The sequence below is a fragment of the Frankia sp. Mgl5 genome, assembly GCF_023242985.1.
Taxonomy (GTDB): domain Bacteria; phylum Actinomycetota; class Actinomycetes; order Frankiales; family Frankiaceae; genus Parafrankia; species Parafrankia soli.
Window position 1 is genome coordinate 16,036 of sequence record NZ_JALKFY010000684.1, and the last position, 13,670, is coordinate 29,705.

A 13,670-nucleotide genomic window follows, 5' to 3' on the forward strand; every position below is an offset into this window, starting at 1 on the left:
CGGGGCGGTGACGTGACCGAGGATCTACCACCCGAGCCGGTCGCGTCGCTGCTCGCGGCCGGCCACCCGGAGCGGGTGTGGGAGCTGCTTCCGAGCCTGACCTTCGGTGACGCGCTGCGGGTGGCCTCGCTTCTGCACCGAACCGGCTGGCGCCCCGGCGGCCGGGGCGACGGGCACGGTGACACCCACGCGAGACGGAGCGCGGCGCTGTTCGATCTGCTGGTGCACACGAACCAGCAGGTGGGCCTGGGCCGGAGCGGCCGAGATGCGGCCTCCGCTTTCAGGTTCCCACCCGTCGCCCGCGGGCTGACCGGGCTCGGGATCGCCACCGCGGCACAACCGTCACTGGCGCCCGATACAGGCCTGATCGCCCTCGTCCACCGGGACGGGTCGTTCCGGGTCGACCACCTGACGATCTGGGATCCGTGGAGCTGCCGGCGGGTGTGGTGGCATCCGCTGCCCCGCGGGCTCGGTGGCGGCCGGTTCACCCGGCTGCTGTTCGCCGCCGACGGCCAGATCTTCGCCTGCCACCGGCCGGACCGGTTCCCGCGCGAGCCCGAGCGCCTGCTCGTGTTCGGCTACGACGCCGGCTCGTTGGTCGTCCGCGAGCTGGACTCCGCCCCTTCGGGCTTCTACGCGCTGGCACCCATGCCCGCCGGACCGGACGAGGCGGTCTGCGCCGTGCGCGCGGACGGTGAAATGACGGTGTGGCCGGCGGTGCCGGACGGCGCGCCCGGCCACCCGCGGCCGCCGTCCGTCCGCCTGCCCGTACCGGCCGGCCACGAGCTGGACGTCGGACTGCGCCCCGACGCCAACCTGGCCGTCTCCGCGGACGGCGAACGGATCTGCCTTGTCACCCGACGGCGCCCCGGAACGTCGCGTCAGGTCACTGTCGCCGATCGGCGGACGGGAAAGGAGCTCGCCGCCGCCACGATCGAGTCCGCCGTGGCGGAGGTCTCCTTCCTCCCCGACGGCGAGACGGCCGCGTCCCGCGCGGGGAGCACCGTGTCGTTCCTCGGCGGGAGCGCGCCGGTCGCGGACTGGCCCGTCGGGCCCGCCCAGCGTGTGCTCTTCCTCCCGGATGGCGAGCATGTGCTGGTCGCGCACGCGAGCGGGTCGATCGAGGTCCACACCTGGCCGGACCGCGCACTGGTCGGCTTTCTCAGCGGGCCGGAGTTCCTGATCACGCTGGCCGTCTCGCCCGCCGGGGACAGGGTCGTGGCCCTCGGCGAGCGGGGGCGGGTGCAGACCACCGTCTGGGACAGCGCGGTGCTGCGCCTGTTGCACCGACCGCTCGCCGAGGCCGCCCCGCGGGCGCCGGCCCTCGTCCGGGCGATGTCCGCGCAGGCGGCCGGTGATCGGTGGGAGCTCCAGCTGCGCGCGCTGGCGGCAATTCTCGAACACCGACCCCAACCGGGCCGTCGGGAATAACAGACGCCGACCGGCCGATAACGACCTATCGAACGGCGAAACATTGATTTCCGAACTACGCTCGATTCATGACCGAAGTAGAGCGCGGTACGCGCCATGGCCTGATTACCGACCCGCCCTGCCGTTCCCAGATCCTGGAGGCGTGGCAGGCAGCCGGACTGGAATCCGGGAAGTTCTTTCCTGCCACGGAGGCCGGACTCCGGGACCCGTACGCCCCGGACGACATATCAAGCAACCAACCGCCCGCGGACGGCAAAATCGCCAGCGCGGGCCATGATTTCGCCTCCGTATTGGACGATCCGAGCCGCAACTGGGCGAAGAACCCGGTGAAGGCGGGCCAGGAACTAACCGTCACCTGGCATTACCACGCCGCACACAAGACCCGGCGGTGGAACTATTTCATCACCCGGGACGGGTGGGATCCGAATGCCCCGCTCACCCGCGCCCAGTTCGAACCAGAGCCCTTCTACCGGGTCGAGAACTCGGGACAGCCCTACTGGTCGGCTGATGACCTCATCCCGCCGGATCCGACCGTGCACACGTTTACGCTGCCCACCCGACGCGGCTATCACGCGATGCTGGCCGTGTGGGAGGTAGCCGACACCGGAAATGCCTTCTATCAGGTCATGGACCTTAGTTTCTCCTGATCACCCCCTGCCCTGACGAGGGAGTCACCGGACCGCCGCAGCCTGCACGGCCGAACCGGTCCCGAGGACGTCCCTGCGGGGCACGCCGGCCGGCCGCGTCACCCGACCCGGCCGGCCAGGCCTCACTCACGTCCGGCGGTCCGGGGGCCCGGCGGTCAGCCGGTCAGCGGTGCGGCAGTCAGCCGTCCAGCAGCCAGCGGTTCAGCGGGGGGTGCCGATCTCCCGCAGCCGCAGCGCGGCGCCGGGGTCGACCCCGAGTGCGAGTCCCACGTAGCTGCCCGCGAAGTCAATCAGGCCGATCAGGGAGGCCAGGCGCTCCAGCGGCGCCGTGCCCTCCGCCCGCAGCTCGGTGACGCCGACGCCGTGCTCACCCGCGAGGACGACAGCCCGCTCCGCCGCGCGGGCGATCTCGGGATGCTCACCGGCGGGATCACGCAGCAGGATCAGCCGAAGCCGCACGACGGCCTCGTCATCGACCCGGTCGCGGAAGAAGTCGGCCAGGTCGTCGGCGTCGCCGCCTTCGCCGCCGTCCGGGGCGGCCCCGCCGTTGCCGGATCCGAAGGCTCCGCTGAACAGGGCGACCTGGTCCTCGGCCGGATGCGGCAGCGCCCCGACCAGCGCGGGATAACCGGCGCTCACCGCGAGCACACCCGCGGCCCGGGTGGCGGCGACCTCGGTCAGCCGGGTCGTCCCCCACCACAGTGGCAGGGCGCCGGCCAGCTCGAGGGCCAGCGTCTTCGCCGGGTTGACGAACGACTCGCTCGTCGGCCGGCACCTGGTGGCCATCGCCTCCAGGCGCACGGCGGCGGCCTCGATCGCGGCCTCGCCCTCGCGGTGCACTCCGAGCGCCGCCGCGGCCGCGAGCAGCGGGACGGCCAGCGACCACAGTCCGGTGTACGCCGGCCGGGCGTCGGGCAGCGCCACGAACGGCGCCCTGGCCAGCTCCGCGAGGTGGGACAACGGAGACTCCGCGGGGCCGACGACGGCCAGCCGGCAGCCCCGCCGGTGCGCCTCCTCGACGGCCGAGAGGGTCTCCGCGGAGGTACCGGACACGGACACGGCGAGGACCACGTCGGCCACCCCGGCCCAGCCGGGAAGCCCGTGCCGATGGTGCGCGATCACGGGCACCGGTGCGGCCTGCCCGGCGACGGCGTCGAGCACGTCCCCGGCGAGCGCCGAGGCGCCCACCCCGACGACCACGACCGCGCGGGGCCGGCCGTCGGCCGCGAGCGACCCGACACCGGCCTCCTGCGCCAGGCGCCAGCTCTCCCGGACCTGGCGCGCAGCCGAGGCCGTGTTCGGGAGCAGGTTGAGCGTGTCCGCAGCCTCGAGCCTGCGCGCGTCGTCCAGGATGTGCTCGTCGACGTTCACGCGGGCCGCGCGGCGCCGGTCAGGACGAGGATCCGGCCGCGGCCGGGAACGGCTTCGCCTCGTCGAGCAGCATCACCGGGATGTCGTCGCGGACCGGGAAGGCCAGACCGCACGACTCGCAGACCAGCACGGGAGCGCCGTCCAGCGTCTCCTGCCGCAGCGGAGCATGCTCCGGGCACGGGCAGGCGAGGATCTCCAGCAACAGGGGGTCGAGGCTCATCAGGAGTTCTCCCTTCCACCGCGGATGCAGACGAGGATGTCGTCGCGCAGCCGGCACATCGTGGCATCATCGCGCCCTTCGACGTTCAGGCGCAGCAGTGGCTCGGTATTGGACGGCCGGAGGTTGAACCACGACCCGTCGGCCAGCGACACGGTCAGCCCGTCCATGCGGTCGATGTCGACCGCCCGGGCGGCGTAGGCCTTCTCGACCTCGTTCATCGCCACGTCGGCGTCCGCGACCTCGGAGTTGATCTCCCCGGAGGCCGCGTAGCGGGCGTAGCCGCCGAGCAGGCCGGACAGCGGGCCGCCCTGCCCGCCCAGCGCGGCCAGCACGTGCAGGGCCGCGAGCATGCCGGAGTCCGCGCGCCAGAAGTCCCGGAAGTAGAAGTGACCGGAGTGCTCGCCGCCGAACACCGCGCCGGTGCGGGCCATCTCGGCCTTGATGAACGAGTGGCCGACGCGGGTGCGCACCGGCGCGCCGCCGCGCTCGGTCACCAGCTCGGGGACGGCCCGGCTGACGATCACGTTGTGGATGATGGTCGCGCCCGGCTCGCGGCGCAGCTCGCGCTCGGCGACCAGGGCGGTGATGACCGACGGGGAGACGATCTCGCCGCGCTCGTCGACGACGAAGCAGCGGTCGGCGTCGCCGTCGAAGGCGAGCCCGATGTCCGCGCCCGAGGAGCGCACGGCGGCCTGCAGGTCGCGCAGGTTCTCCGGCTCGATCGGGTTGGCCTCGTGGTTCGGGAAGGAGCCGTCGAGCTCGAAGTACATCGGGGTGACGGTCAGCGGCAGCCCGTCGAACACCGCCGGGACGGTCAGACCGGCCATGCCGTTGCCGGCGTCCACGACGACCTTCAGCGGGCGGATCCGGCTCAGGTCGACGAGGGAGCGCAGGTGACGCGCGTAGTCGTCACGCAGGTCGCGGGTGGTGACGGTGCCCGGCCGGCCGGTGTACTCCGGCACGCCGGCCTCGATCAGCGCCCGGATCTCCGCCAGGCCGGTCTGCTGCCCGATCGGCGCCGCGCCGGCCCGGCACAGCTTCATGCCGTTGTACTTCGCCGGGTTGTGCGAGGCGGTGAACATGGCACCGGGCAGGTCCAGCGAGCCGGCCGCGAAGTAGAGCAGGTCGGTCGACCCGAGACCGGCGGCGATGACGTCCGCGCCCTGGCTGGTGGCGCCGTCCGCGAAGGCGGCCGCCAGCGGGACGGAGGACTCGCGCATGTCGTGGGCGGTGACGATCCGGTCGGCTCCGAGCAGGCGGACGAACGCCGCGCCGGTGGCCCGAGCCACCTCCGCGTCGAACTCGGACGGCACCACACCTCGCACGTCGTATGCCTTGAAGATCCGTGAGAGGTCGTGCACCCCGTAACCACCTTCCCTGACCGGCGTCGATCGACCGGGTTGACCTTATCCGGCCGGGGTGACATCTCCGTCAGCGCCTTGCCGCGCGGGGCGGCTTCGGCGCGGGACGGGTTCGGCGCGGGACGGCGTCACGAGGCATGGCAGGCCGGCGCCGGTGCGCCGGTGCGAGGTACCGCGGCGGCGGGCGGGTCAGACGCGGGCGGGTCAGGCGGACGTCACGACGGGCTCGGACGTCACGACGGGCTCGGCACCGCACGCAGGTGGCCGCGGCCACGGCCACCGGGACCGCCGGGACCGCCGGGCGGCACCGCACCGGGACCAGCGGGACCGGCCGGACCGGTGGGCGGCTCCGGCCCACGGCGCGGGGCGGAGTCACGCACGGCGTCGGCGAGCGCCTCGATGTCGTCGGACGTCGGCTCCTGGCCGGCCTGTTGGTGTTCGGCCTGCTCGGCCTCGATCCGGACCACGGCCCAGCCGAGCGGCACGGTCAGCCGGTCGGCGTGGACCCCACACAGGTCATACGAGTGCGGCTCGACGAACGGCGACAGCGGACCGAGTACGGCGGTGGACTCCGCGTAGGCGTAGGTGAGCGTGGCGATCGCGGCCGCGGAACAGGCCGAGCGGGAGCAGCGCCGAGGCTTCACGTTCCGGACGGTAGACCCCGGAACGGGCGACGGCCACCACCGCCCGCCGTGTCGCGCACCGACAGAGGTCACTGTGACGCAGTGGTTATCGCCCGGTTGCTCCACGCACACAATTACACCAGAACGTCGCACACGCTTCGACCAAAACCGCCTTCTGACGCCGTGTCGATCCTGGTCGGGCCCCCCTAGGTGGGGGTGTGGCGGGGGTCCGGAGCCGACTTGCCCGGTTCGCCACGCCGCCGCGGTGATCGCCGGACGGACCCGGCGTTACCCTGGCACGATGGCCGAACCAGCCAGCACGCCCAGGGTGCGCTTCCCCGCGGCCGGACGCCCGATCCCCGCTCGTCGACGGCGGGACAGGCGCGGCCGCGGCATGCGTGGCACGCTCCTACCCCCGGACGTGCCCGCCTACGCCACCCGCGGTGAGCGTTTCGACGACCTCGTCCTGGACGCGGTCGAGCACCTGGACCACCGGTGGTCCGCCGAGCTCGCCGACGTCGAGTTCGCCGTCGAGGATGTACCGCCGATCACGGTGACCGACGACAGCATCCCGCTGGCGCACTACCAGCCGGCCACCGGAAAGGGCCGCTCGGCCACGCCGCGGCGGATCGTCATCTACCGGCGCCCGCTCGAAGCGCGCGCCGTCGACAACGAGGACCTCGCCGAGCTGGTCCTCGACGCGATCATCCACGAGGTCGCCGAGATGATGGACGTCGACCCGGCCGTGATCGACCCCGAAGGCCATGGCTGGGGCGACGACGAGGAGTAGGGCCCACCACGAGAGCCACCCGACGGGCTCAGAGCCGCTCACGACCGCCGACGCGGGGACGGAGACACGTGTGACCATCGGGGAGACCACACCAGCCAACACCGGGACGTCCGTTCGGAGGTGGGACGCGCGGACCGGCCGACCGGCGGGCGCGCCACGCGGGGCACCACCACCGCCGCGTGCCCCGGTCCGCGTCCTGGAGCTGCACGGCCGGGCACAGCGCTACGCCTGGGGCTCGCCGACCGCGATCCCCGACCTGCTGGACATCCCGTCCGACGGGGAGCCCGTCGCCGAGCTGTGGCTGGGCACCCACCCCCAGGCCCCGGCCGAGGTCGTGGACACCGGAACCTCAGGCCGGCGGGCGGCCGCCGACCTCGTCGGTGAGCTGCCCTTCCTGCTGAAGGTGCTGGCCGCGGACAAGGCCCTGTCGCTGCAGGTCCACCCGAACGCGGAGCAGGCACGCGCCGGCTTCGACGCCGAGCAGGCCGCCGGGATCGCTCCCGACGACCCGCGCCGCCGCTACCGGGACCGCAACCACAAACCCGAGCTGATCGTGGCCCTGACGCCGTTCCGGGCCCTCGCCGGCATCCGGGCGCCCGGCGCCACCCTCGCGGTCGCGCGCGGGCTCGGCCATCCCGGCCTGATCGCCGCGTTCGCGCCCCTGGCGACCGATCCGGCCGGCGGCGCCACCCAGGTGCTACGCAGCCTGCTGACACTCCCCCCGCAGGCCGGCGAGGAGCTGGCCGCCGGGGTGGTCGCAGCCGCCGGGCGGGTCTCCCCCGACGCGGACGAGCAGTTGCGTCGCGCGGCCGAGCTCGTCCTGCTGCTCGCCGAGACCCACCCCGGGGACGTCGGCATCGCCGCGGCGCTGCTGCTCAACGACGTCACGCTGCGCCCCGGCGAGGGCCTGTTCCAGCCGGCGCGGCTGCTGCACGCCTACGTCCAGGGCGTCGGGATCGAGATCATGGCCACGTCGGACAACGTCCTGCGTGGCGGGCTCACCCCGAAGCACATCGACGTCGACGAGCTGCTGCGGATCCTCGACCCGCGCCCCACCGGCGCGCCGGTACTCACCCCGCGCCCGCTGGCGACCGGCCCCGGCGGCCAGCTGCGGGCCTGGGATGTGCCGGTGGACGACTTCGTCCTGCGCGAGGCTGTCTGCGCCGGGGGCAGCGTGGCGGTGCCCGACACGTCCGTGCTGCTGGCGGTGGAGGGCAGCGTCGAGGTCGCGGGCACGGACCTGGCGGGCTCGCCGCTGGCGCCGATGACCCTGCGCCGCGGCGGCTCGGCCCTGGTGACCGGCCCGGCAGCCCTGACACTCACCGGCACGGGACGGGTCTTCGCCGCGGGCTCCCGCGTCTGAGCCCGGCCAGACAGAGAGCACACGCAGACCACTACACCTTCGTCCGGCCGGGGCGGGTGCCGCTCACCAGGCGACGCGCGGATCGGCCAGCGACGCCGGACCGTACCGGAGGCGCCACGTGCCGGTAAGCGGCACGACGGCCGAGACGGTCCGCGGCACCAGCGCGGTCGCCACTCCCGCGGACGGCGCTCCCGCGGACGGCGGCGCGGTGCCGAGGACCTGGCTCGCGACGAGCGGGCCGCCGGTGCCGACGACACGCGCACCGACGCGGCCCGCCGGCAGCGGCGCCAGCACCGCGCGGCCCGCGCCAACCTCGAACCGGCGGCCGTCGACCCAGACGGTGGCGGCCCGCCCGGGCGCGACCAGGACGAGCGCGCCGGCCGTCCAGGCCGGTACCGGCGCCGACGCGACGACCAGACCCGGCGGCGTCGGCCCGGCCGCGCCCGGGTCACCGACGACGACGCCCGCCCAGCGGGGCCGCTCCGGAACGACCCCGGCGACCCAGGTACGCCCGTTCGGCGGACCGCCGCCCGGCGCCGCGGGGGCCGCCGCGGCCACGCCGGTGGGCAGGCCGAGCGCCGCGACGATCCCGCCCCCGTCCGTCGACTCGACCAGCAGGGCGGACGGACTCGCCGGAGTCAGCGTGACCGGCCGGCGCAGCGCCGCGCCGGCCGGGATCCGTACGGCCTCCAGGCCGACCGGGGTGTGGCGACCCGAGGCCGTGATCACACTGACGCGTACGATCGCCGCCGCTCCGGGAGCGGAGAGCACGAGATCGGCCGTTGGCGGGCCGGCAGCCGGTGCCCCCGCACCGTCGGACCCGGCAGGGGTGAGGAACCCGCCGAGCAGGACCCGGGTAGCCGGACCGGCGGTCGGCGGCACAGGCGTGGCCGCCGCCGGCCCGGAGCCGCTCGCGCGGTCGACCAGCCAGCTCAGGACCCGGCCGGTGTGCACGTCGACGTCGACGGTGGTCACGGTCGCCTCGGGGGCGAGCTCGGCCAGGCGCCGGCTGACCGTGCGCCCGACCGGAACGGTCACCTCCACCCGGGGCGCAGTCTGGCCCGACGACACGGCGCCCACACTGACCCGGGCCGGCCGCGGACCGGTGTTCGTCCAGTACAGGATGGGATCGCGGCCGGCGACGGTGGCCGGGCCGGCGAACCACGTCCGCGCGCGGGACTGCTCGCAGCGGGCTCGCAACGGTCCCGCTCCCGACCCGGGGGAGGTCACGGTCGCGGTGAGGCCGGCCGCGGCGGACCCGGTCGCGACAAGCCGCAACGGACCGCCGGCAGGCCCCCGCGCCACCGACTGGCCGCTGTCCGGCCCGCCCAGGTCCGGGTGGCCCAGGTCCGGGCCACCCGAGTCTGGACGCGGCAGGTAGAGCAGCTCGTCGTGCTGGCGGTCGCCGCCGAGCAGCGCGCCGCCACCGGACGACCGGACCACCCCGTCGGGCCCCGAGCCGCGCACGACGTCCAGCAGCTGGGGCACCTGCCCCCTCAGACCGAGATCCGGGCAGTCCAGGGTGGCCGCGGTGACCGGCCTGGGGACGGCTGCGGGCGGGCGAGGCCCCGCCGTGGTGAGCAGGGCCGCGACCACCCCGACCAGGCACGCCACCCCGACCGGCACCACGATCCGCTTCACGTGGTCTCCGCCCGCGTGGCCGCCGCGCGGCGGCCGCGGCGCCGGCGCGGGACGGCGGCCAAGAGGCCCGTGGCCAGCAGGAGCGCCCCGGCTGCGGCGGTCGCCAGCACGGCGGCGCGGTGGCGGTGGTGATCGTAGGAGACCTCGAGCAGGCCGCCCTCGGCCGGCAGGACGAACGCCTGCGCCCAGCCGTCCGCGACCGCCGCGGGCAGTGGCGCGCCGTCCAGGGTCGCCCGCCAGCCGGAATCGGCGGGTTCGGCGAGCACCACCCGGCGCCCCGCGGCACCGCCGGGCAGCCGGGTCGATCCGGCCGGACCGGGCGAGCCGAGCCGGAGCAGGGTCGTGCCTTCCCCGGCGCCGGGGGCGGGGACCGGGCGCCACAGCAGCACGTCGGGGCCGCGCTTCTCCCGGGAGAGGCCGTCCACCGCGTCGAGCGCGGCCACCAGCGCCGGGTCGGCCGAACCCGCCGGGACGACGACCGCGGCCACACCGAACGCCGGCAGCGCGTCGGCGGCGTCCGGGAGACCGGCGGAGATGTCCGCCACGAGCGTCGCGAGCACCCGGTCGGCAGCGGAGGACGGCCGGTGCGGGGCGGCGGCGGGGAACCTAGGCCCGCCCTGGGCGGCCAGGCTGTACGCGACCGGCCCCGACGGCCCGGACCGGCGCAGCACCAGGACGCGCGCGCCTGGTCCGCCCGTCCGGCTCAGCGCGGCGACCGCGCGGGCCGGGCTCTCCTCCTGCGCGGGACCCGGGATCGGCGTCGCGGTGGCCAGGCCGGCGGCGAACGCCAGCACGCATCCGCCGAGCAGGATCGCCCCGACCCGGGCCGTGGCCGGCGCCCAGCCGGTGGCCACACCACCGGCCCCGGAGGACGCCCGACGGCCGAGCAGGCGGGGGCAGGCGGTGAGCAGCAGGCACAGCGCCACGAAGAGGCACAGTGCCACGAAGAGGCACAGCGCCGCGGCCCGCCCCTCGTCACCGGGAGCGCCGTCCACCAGGCCGGTCAGCTCCGAGCCCGACAGGGGCGACACAGTGGCGGGCCACCACCCGACGCCCCCCGTGACGAGGCCGGGCAGCAGGGGGACGGCTCCCGCGATCAGCACACCAAGTACCGGCACCGGCCCGACCGGCGGCGGTTGCGTGCCCGGCGGCCGTGATCTCCGGACGGCCCAGGCCGCCGTGGGCAGGCCGACCAGCGCGATCGGTGCCAGCACCGGTGCGCACGCGACGACGAGGGCCAGGGAGACCGTGAGCCGCCAGCCCGCGCGCCCGCGCCCACCGGCGTCGGCGTCGGCGTCGGCATCGGCATCGAGGCCGGTTCCGGTTCCGGAACCGCTCGCTCCGGCCCGGACCGTCCGGCCACAAAGGAACTCGTCCCCCGCCGCGAGAACGGCGGGCAGCACCGCCAGGGCGACGGCGGTCTCGATCCGGCCGGCCAGCACTGATCCCGTGACCGGCGGGGACACCCCGTACAGGGCCGCCAGGCCGAGCCTCGGGCCGCGCGAGCCGACGAGCCGTCCCGAGGCCCGGTACGCGAGGTAGGTCGCCGCGGCCGGAGCGACGGCGAGCACGACCGAGCAGGTCGCGGCCACGCTGAGACCGACCGGGGCGGCGACGGACGACAGCGCGGCGAGCAGAGCCGTCCAGGGCGGCGCGGAGCCCGGCCAGCCGAGCACGCCGCCCACGGAGCCCTGCCAACCGGACCACACCACGGACCACAGATCACCGGCGTACTCGGGCATCGGCACGCCACCGCCGACGGCGTCCGGCGGCAACCGGCGGACGGCCAGGCCAGCCGCCCCGAGGAACAGGGCCATCACCACCGCGAGCGCCCGCGGCGGGGCGGCCGCGCGGGGGCCACGCGGCGCCCGGTCGGCGACCGCGCGGGGTCGGGCCGACAGCAGCTCGCGCACGGCGCGGCGCGGCACCGCCACGCACCGGCCGAACCGCACGCGCATCCGGAACAGGGGCCGCGGGCCGGCGAGGACGGCGCCGGCAATCCACAGCTCGGTCAACGCGTCGCGCCACCGGCCGCGGGAACGCGGGCCGCTCAGATCACCGCTGTCCCGGGCCGGGAGGAGCAGGCGGGCACCGGCCCGCGCCGCGCCCGCGACCACCAACGCGAGCACGGCCGGTACGAGGAAGGGCGCCGCCGTCAGCGCGAGCCGCACCCGCGCTCCCGCGACCCTCCCGACACGGTCGCCCGCGCGGGACGCGCCGGACACGAGAGGCCTGTCAGCGAGAGGCACGTCGGTGCGTGCGGGCGGTGCGAGCAGCACCGCCGCCGGGGGCACGACGACGACCCGCAGGCCCGCCCGCGCCGCGCGGGCGCCGAGATCCAGATCGAGGCCGGCGGTCATGTCCGCGGCCAGGCCGCCGAGCCGCTCCCAGGCCGAGGCTCGCACGAGCATCCCCGTGCAGGAGACAGCCAGCACGTCCCGCACGGCGTCATGCTGACCGTGGTCGGGCACGCCCGGGACGACACCGGTGATCCGCCGGCCGGCCCGGTCGACCGTCACACCCGCCTCGAGCAGGAATTCCGGTCGGGCGGCGTCGAGCACCTTGGGACCGAGGACCGCCGCGCCCGGGTCGACGCGGGCGTAGGTGAGCAGTCGTTCCAGGGCGTCGGGCCGTGGCAGGACGCCGTCGTGGATCAGCCAGTAGAAGGTGTCGGGCGCGCCGCCCAGCCCACCGTGCCGGATACCGGCCGCGACCGCGACACCGAAGGACGTCCCGGCAGGCAGGCTCAGGACGTCCCCAGCGGGCAGGCCCGGGACGTCTCGGGCGGGAAGGCTCGGGACGTCAGGGTCCGGGCTCGGCTGCGTGGGGCCGTCCGCCGCCGGAACCCACTGCGCCGGGGTTCGCTGCGCCGGGATCGCGGGGCCGCCGAGACGGACGACCACGATCCGCTCGGGCGGGCGGGTCGACGCGGTCAGCGCGGCCACCGGGCCCACCGGGCCCGCATCGACCGCCGCAGCGGTGCCAGTACTGCCGAGACCGTTTCGTCGCGGGTCGTGGCCGCCGGGCGCCGCGGGCTGATCCCGCCGCGTCACGACGACCGCTACGACCCGCTGACCGGGACGAACGGCTCCTTGGGAACGAACCGCCCACCGGTGGTGGTCGGCGTCCCGCGTTGGTCTCGTCATCGCGGGCGCCGCCTGGTGGATCCGCCGTCAGACTGCCCGGCGGCGCTGCTTGCGCCGTTCCCGCTCGGACATGCCGCCCCAGATCCCGAACCGCTCGTCGTTCTCCAGTGCGTACTCGAGGCACTCGACCCGCACCTCGCAGCCCGAACAGATGCGCTTCGCCTCCCGGGTCGACCCGCCCTTCTCAGGGAAGAACGCCTCCGGGTCGGTCTGCGCGCACAGCGCCCGTTCCTGCCATTCCATCGTCTCGCCGAGCAGGTCGCCGAAGCCGATGTCGATCACCTGGGCGAGGGAGTCGGACAGCGAGCCGTCGCCGCGGGGCAGGGTGACGCCCCCGGGGCCGACCAACGCGCCGTCCCGCGCCTCGTCCTCGTCCTCGTCGCCCTCGTCGTCCACATCGTCGTCGAGGTCGTCGGTCGCGGAGTCGTATCCGGTCTCGACGAGCTCGGGCCGGCCCCGCCCGGGCATGACCGGCGGCGCGACCGCCAGGGCGGACGCCGCGGCCGGGCGCGGGTGCACCGCTCCGGCCGCGAGTGCCGGCGGCCCGGGAACGGGAACGGGCAGCGGACGTGCCACGGGCCCTGACTCCCCGACCGGACCCGTGTCGTGCTCAGCGGGACGCTCGACGTCCGCCAGGACGGTGTGGACGCCCGCGTCGGTGTGCTCCATATGGACTCCTCCAGACCCGTCGCGGTGCGGTCGGCCACCCCCCCGGACGCCGGCGCACGACGCCTGGGATCCATTCCGACCGGACGTCGCCCTACCGCACGAGTCCCGTCGACGGGGGGAATGACACGCCGGTAATTACACGCGCCAGACTTGGCCGCGTCAACCCCACCGACGCAACATCTTCTACAACCAGCGATGAGACCATAGCTCACAGTCACTGGGGCTCGTCACGGAGGGTCCCCGTGGTCGCACCCACCAATACGGAGAGTGACGATCGGGCGGACGAACCGGGGGCTCTCCGGTCGCACAGGATCGGATGAACGCCCCATACCGGACGCCGAGATTCTCGGACATCTCACCCGAACCTACACCGATCACCAGCGCCGGCAGCAGGCCACCGAGACACCG

General features: G+C 75.3%; 11 protein-coding genes. 4 read left to right on the top strand and 7 right to left on the bottom strand.

Features of this window, described 5'->3' with window-relative positions; translation table 11 throughout:
• The first annotated feature begins 12 nt into the window (after window positions 1-12).
• Both MXD62_RS24925 and MXD62_RS24930 read left to right on the top strand, forming a co-directional pair.
• Window positions 13-1,431 carry a WD40 repeat domain-containing protein gene (locus MXD62_RS24925; RefSeq protein ID WP_248831881.1) on the top strand — a complete coding sequence of 473 codons (1,419 nt, stop codon included), beginning with the start codon at window positions 13-15 and terminating at the stop codon, window positions 1,429-1,431.
• 68 nt (window positions 1,432-1,499) lie between these two features.
• Window positions 1,500-2,078 (top strand): lytic polysaccharide monooxygenase auxiliary activity family 9 protein, encoded by a 579-nt coding sequence (locus MXD62_RS24930; RefSeq protein WP_248831882.1) that lies wholly within the window; start codon window positions 1,500-1,502, stop codon window positions 2,076-2,078.
• Window positions 2,079-2,279: 201 nt separating this feature from the next.
• Here the strand turns inward: MXD62_RS24930 and MXD62_RS24935 are convergent, their stop codons facing one another.
• The 4 genes from MXD62_RS24935 to MXD62_RS24950 form a co-directional block, all read right to left on the bottom strand.
• Complete coding sequence (locus MXD62_RS24935; protein ID WP_248831883.1) at window positions 2,280-3,449, bottom strand: SIS domain-containing protein; 1,170 nt, start codon at window positions 3,447-3,449, stop codon at window positions 2,280-2,282.
• Window positions 3,450-3,468: 19 nt separating this feature from the next.
• Window positions 3,469-3,669, bottom strand: a complete 201-nt coding sequence (locus tag MXD62_RS24940) for a Trm112 family protein (protein WP_018501528.1) — start codon at window positions 3,667-3,669, stop codon at window positions 3,469-3,471.
• Entirely contained in the window at window positions 3,669-5,030 is a 1,362-nt protein-coding gene (locus MXD62_RS24945) for a phosphomannomutase/phosphoglucomutase (protein ID WP_248831884.1), read from the bottom strand. The genes MXD62_RS24940 and MXD62_RS24945 overlap by 1 nt, the downstream gene beginning before the upstream one ends.
• Window positions 5,031-5,263: 233 nt before the next feature.
• The gene (locus MXD62_RS24950; RefSeq protein ID WP_248831885.1) at window positions 5,264-5,674 is read right to left on the bottom strand and encodes a DUF3499 domain-containing protein; all 411 of its coding nucleotides are present in this window, start codon (window positions 5,672-5,674) and stop codon (window positions 5,264-5,266) included.
• A 373-nt stretch (window positions 5,675-6,047) separates the two neighbouring features.
• Here MXD62_RS24950 and MXD62_RS24955 point away from each other — a divergent pair, with 373 nt between their 5' ends.
• Together MXD62_RS24955 and manA are read left to right on the top strand one after the other, a co-directional pair.
• Complete coding sequence (locus MXD62_RS24955) at window positions 6,048-6,443, top strand: metallopeptidase family protein (protein WP_041254899.1); 396 nt, start codon at window positions 6,048-6,050, stop codon at window positions 6,441-6,443.
• Window positions 6,444-6,513: 70 nt separating this feature from the next.
• On the top strand, window positions 6,514-7,806 hold the full coding sequence (gene manA, locus MXD62_RS24960; protein WP_248831886.1) for a mannose-6-phosphate isomerase, class I: 1,293 nt from the start codon (window positions 6,514-6,516) through the stop codon (window positions 7,804-7,806).
• A gap of 63 nt (window positions 7,807-7,869) precedes the next feature.
• Here the strand turns inward: manA and MXD62_RS24965 are convergent, their stop codons facing one another.
• The 3 genes from MXD62_RS24965 to MXD62_RS40890 all read right to left on the bottom strand — a co-directional run bounded on the left by MXD62_RS24965 (window position 7,870) and on the right by MXD62_RS40890 (window position 13,262).
• Window positions 7,870-9,447 (bottom strand): DUF5719 family protein, encoded by a 1,578-nt coding sequence (locus MXD62_RS24965; protein ID WP_248831887.1) that lies wholly within the window; start codon window positions 9,445-9,447, stop codon window positions 7,870-7,872.
• Window positions 9,444-12,500 carry a glycosyltransferase gene (locus tag MXD62_RS24970; protein ID WP_248831888.1) on the bottom strand — a complete coding sequence of 1,019 codons (3,057 nt, stop codon included), beginning with the start codon at window positions 12,498-12,500 and terminating at the stop codon, window positions 9,444-9,446. Before MXD62_RS24970 ends, MXD62_RS24965 begins: the two co-directional genes overlap by 4 nt.
• Before the next feature lie 120 nt (window positions 12,501-12,620).
• Complete coding sequence (locus tag MXD62_RS40890; protein WP_285224173.1) at window positions 12,621-13,262, bottom strand: WhiB family transcriptional regulator; 642 nt, start codon at window positions 13,260-13,262, stop codon at window positions 12,621-12,623.
• Window positions 13,263-13,670: the final 408 nt, after the last annotated feature.